Here is a 3,979-nt window from a genome sequence, read left to right as displayed (position 1 = left end):
GCCATCGCGCCGAGTTGTTCTGCCAGCGTTGATTTCTTGGCCATCGCCGCGGCGACTTCACGGTAGAAGCCTTGTGCGCCATGCTCGATGGCGGCTTCGATCAGGACATCGCGATCGACGAAGTACCGATAGATGGTGCCCCGCGAGACCTTCGCCATGCGCGCCACGTCCTGCACACTGGTGCGCTGGATGCCCAGCTGGGCGAAGCATTCGTTTGCCGCGTCGAGAATCTGGTCACGGCGGTCGACGTCGGCGCGGGCCGCCGATTCGCTGGTGACCGGATCAGTCAACATCTCACTCCTACGAGGCCAAGGGCGGTGATCTCAGCTCTTCATGCTACGCGACGTGCGGCTTTGCGCCCGGGAGCCGCACCGGCCCTGCGAAGACGGCCGCACCCCCGGATCGTTCGCACGCGGGGGTCGAGGCGGGTGTACTAGGCACCGCCGCGGCGATCTGCAATCATTGGATAATTGAACGCTTAATGTTCCATTGTTACATCGCAGCAAGGAGTGGTCTTGTCTCGTCTCGAGGACAGATACGCGCTGGTTACCGGCGGGGCTCAGGGGTTGGGCGGGGCCATCGCCGAGGAGTTGGCCAGCCTGGGCGCTCACGTTTCGATCGTCGATCTCAACGGGGAGAAGGGCCTTGAGCGCGTCGAGCGAATTCGGGGCAATTCCGGGCGGGCCTCCTTCATCAGGGCCAACGTCGCCCACCGCGATGCGATTGAAGCCGCCGTTCAGGAGGCGGCGGAAACCGGGGGCGGCCGCATCGACGTCTTGGTCAACGCGGCGCAGTTCTTCGCGATGCCGAAGGCGCTGGAATTGGTCACCGATAAGGATTGGGAGCTTTCCGAGGCCACGGGGCCCAAGGCTACGTTCCGGTTCATGCAGCTCTGCTTTCCGTTCCTGCGCGAGTCGGGGCGGGCGTCGGTGATCAACTTCGTGTCGGGCTCCGCCCTCGCCGGCATCGCCTACACCGCTCCGTACTCGGCGGCCAAGGGCGCGGTGGCGGCGCTGACCAAAGTGGCCGCCAACGAGTGGGCTCGCCACCGCATCCGCGTCAACGCGGTGTGCCCGTTCGCCCTTACGGAGGCCCAGGAGAAACTGATCGGCACCGAATGGGACAACTACACGCGGACGGCCGCGGCTTCGCCGATGAAGCGCGGCGCCAGCCCCGTGGAGATCGCGCCCGCCGTGGCCTTCCTCGCCGGGGACGACGCGGCGTTCGTGACCGGCACGGTGCTCCACGTCGATGGGGGCATGACCGAACTGTCGACGGTGGACTACTCGCAATCGCCGGGAGTGTTTGGCTAGCAGTCGAATCGCCTATATACCCCATGACTCACATACCAGACACTTCCCGGCCGGTTCCGGCGCTGACGGCTCTAAGTCGGCCCTTCTGGACCGCCGGCGCCGACGGAGTGCTGCGCATGCAACGCTGCACCGACTGCGGGCGGCTGTGTCACCCGCCCGCGCTGCTGTGCCCTGTCGACCACGCGGCGACCGAGTATGTCGACCTCAGCGGCCGCGGCTTCGTCGAGTCCTGGACGGTGAATCGCCATCAGTGGTTCCCGGGGTTCGCGCCGCCCTATCTGATCGCATTCGTCACTCCGGTCGAGGACAGGAGGGCACGCCTGCTGACCAACCTGGTGAACGTTCATCCCGCCGAGGTCACCGCGAACATGCCCGTTCGCGTCACGTTCGATCGATGCCTAGACGGTGAAGACGAGGTGTTCATTCCATTGTTCGAGCCGGAGCGCTGGTGAATAACGGGGTGACCGATCGGGCGGTCATCAGCGGTATCGGTCAGTCGGCAATCGGCCGCCGGCTGGGGCGGGATCCGCTGGAGCTGACCGCTGAAGCGTGTCTGGCCGCGGTTGCCGACGCGGGTCTGTCGTTGGCCGACATCGACGGGCTCACAACATATCCCGGGTCGTCGCAACCGGGCGTCGGGTTCTCGGGGGCGTCGTTGCGGGACATCCACGACGCGCTGGGAATCCAGCCGAACTGGGTCGCCGGGGGAGTGGAATCCCCCGGGCAGCTGGGCGCCGTGGTGGACGCAATGCTCGCTGTCGCGGGCGGGCTTGCCGACCACGTCCTGTGTTGGCGCAGCATCTGGGAGGGCACGGCTCAGGGCGCCGGCCGGCGCAAGGGGTACGGGTCTGGCGGCGGCCGCCCCGCCGGGATGCTGGGCTGGCAGATGCCATTTGGTGCGACGGCGGCCAACCTGGCGGCGCTGCAGATTCGCGCGCGAATGCTGCGGTACGGCCTGACTCGGGAGCAACTCGCGTCGATAGCCATCGCGCAACGGGCCCACGCCGCCCGCAATCCCACGGCGATCTATCGCGACCCACTCGACCTGGACGCCTATCTGGGCGCGCGCATGGTTTCCGACCCGTTGTGCATGTTGGACTGTGACATCGCCTGCGACGGGGCGACCGCATTCGTCGTTTCGCGTGCCGAGCACGTCGCGGGGCTGGACCACCCGGGGGTGGCGGTCGAGGCCCTCGACTGCGCCCACCACGACCGGTTCACCTGGGAGGGAGGTGAAGACATCACCCGCATCAGTTCGCGCTGGTCCACGATCTGGGATCGCACCGACTTCACCATCGCCGACGTCGACGTGGCCTCGTTGTATGACGGGTTCAGTGTCTTCGTGCTCTGCTGGCTGGAGGACTTCGGCTTCTGCCCGGTCGGCGAATCCGGCGCGTGGGTCGCCGATCCGGGGCGCATCTCGCTGGGCGGACAATTACCCATCAACACTGCCGGAGGGCAGCTATCCGGAGGACGTCTGCACGGCTTCGGGCATCTGCATGAAGCGTGCCTGCAGATCCGTGGCGAGGCGGCCGCGCGACAGGTCGACGGCGCGAAGCTGGCCGCGGTCGGTGTCGGGGCGGCCAACAGCGGCACCACCGCGATGCTGCTGCGGCGGGCCTGAGCATGCCGTCGTGCACAATGATCATGCGACTCCGAGGAGGCAGTTGATGGCCGAAGATCAGGCGCCGAAGTTGGGCTTCATCGGGCTGGGCAATCTTGGTGCGCCCATGGCCAAGCGGCTGGTCGGCTGGCCGGGCGGGTTGATCGTTTTCGACGTAAGGCCGGATGCGACAACGTCATTCGCCGACGCGGGAGTGCAGGTCGCCGGCACCGTGGATGATGTGGCGGCCGCAGACATCATCAGTGTCATGGTGCTGAACGACGAGCAAGTGCGCGACGTGGTGGCACGGCTCGCCCCGCGAGCCAAGCGCGGCACCGTCATCGCGATCCACTCGACGATAGACCACAGAACCGCAGTCGAACTCGCGGCCGAACTGGAGCCGACCGGCATTCACGTCATCGATGCACCGGTCAGCGGCGGCGTGGAAGCGGTGAAGACGGGTGACCTGGCTGTCATGGTGGGTGCCGAACGGGACGTCTACGAGCGCGTCAAGCCGGCCTTCAAGCAGTGGGCGTCGATGGTGGTTCACGCGGGAGCACCCGGCTCGGGGACCCGGATGAAGCTGGCGCGCAACATGCTGACTTTCACCTCTTTTGCGGCCGCCTGCGAAGCGATGAAGCTCGCTGAGTTGGCGGGTCTTGATGTGCAAGCGTTCAGCCGGGTCGTGCGCCACACTGACGCACACAGCGGCGGCACAGGCGCGATGATGTTCCGCGACGACATGAGCAGGCCGCTGGCCCCGGATCACTTCCTCTACCAGCCCTTCCTGCACACCCGGGAATTGGGAGAAAAGGATCTCAGCCTGGCGCTCGGCCTCGGCGGCGAGGTGGGCGTCGACCTGCCGCTGGCGCAGATCGCTCTGCGGGATCTCGCCGAAGGGCTCGGCGTGCCCCACGCCGCTGCGACCGAGTCTCAGTGATCAAGACTTGGCGAGGCTGGTCGACGCGACCTATCCACCGATCCATCACGGCCTGATACCTCTGCTCGGCCACGCTCAACTCCCTCATCCAGGGAGTGTCACGGATCAACCGAAGTAGGTGTC

The 3,979-nt window shown here is 66.5% G+C and carries 5 protein-coding genes; 4 read left to right on the top strand and 1 reads right to left on the bottom strand.

The features are described 5' to 3' along the window. On the bottom strand, positions 1-293 hold a 293-nt coding region (locus A5701_RS24505; protein WP_156670255.1), incomplete at its 3' end, for a TetR/AcrR family transcriptional regulator. A gap of 222 nt (positions 294-515) precedes the next feature. Here A5701_RS24505 and A5701_RS24500 point away from each other — a divergent pair. Genes A5701_RS24500 through A5701_RS24485 form a run of 4 tightly spaced genes read left to right on the top strand, consistent with a single transcriptional unit; the run spans position 516 to position 3,856 of the window. Then, positions 516-1,313 (top strand): SDR family NAD(P)-dependent oxidoreductase, encoded by a 798-nt coding sequence (locus A5701_RS24500; RefSeq protein WP_067277377.1) that lies wholly within the window; start codon positions 516-518, stop codon positions 1,311-1,313. Positions 1,314-1,336: 23 nt separating this feature from the next. Then, complete coding sequence (locus A5701_RS24495) at positions 1,337-1,765, top strand: Zn-ribbon domain-containing OB-fold protein (protein ID WP_067760405.1); 429 nt, start codon at positions 1,337-1,339, stop codon at positions 1,763-1,765. Then, complete coding sequence (locus A5701_RS24490) at positions 1,762-2,937, top strand: thiolase family protein (RefSeq protein WP_067760402.1); 1,176 nt, start codon at positions 1,762-1,764, stop codon at positions 2,935-2,937. The genes A5701_RS24495 and A5701_RS24490 overlap by 4 nt, the downstream gene beginning before the upstream one ends. A 46-nt stretch (positions 2,938-2,983) precedes the next feature. Then, complete coding sequence (locus tag A5701_RS24485) at positions 2,984-3,856, top strand: NAD(P)-dependent oxidoreductase (protein ID WP_067760400.1); 873 nt, start codon at positions 2,984-2,986, stop codon at positions 3,854-3,856. Positions 3,857-3,979: the final 123 nt, after the last annotated feature.

The organism is Mycobacterium sp. E3305, from assembly GCF_001666785.1.
GTDB lineage: Bacteria > Actinomycetota > Actinomycetes > Mycobacteriales > Mycobacteriaceae > Mycobacterium.
Note: the sequence above shows the minus strand (reverse complement) of the source record. Positions and strands in the feature narration are given on the sequence as shown.

Coding starts and splice junctions, on each gene's coding strand:
- A5701_RS24495 (WP_067760405.1), top strand. CDS start 1,337: ATGACTCACATACCAGACACTTCCCGGCCGGTTCCGGCGCTGACGGCT.
- A5701_RS24485 (WP_067760400.1), top strand. CDS start 2,984: ATGGCCGAAGATCAGGCGCCGAAGTTGGGCTTCATCGGGCTGGGCAAT.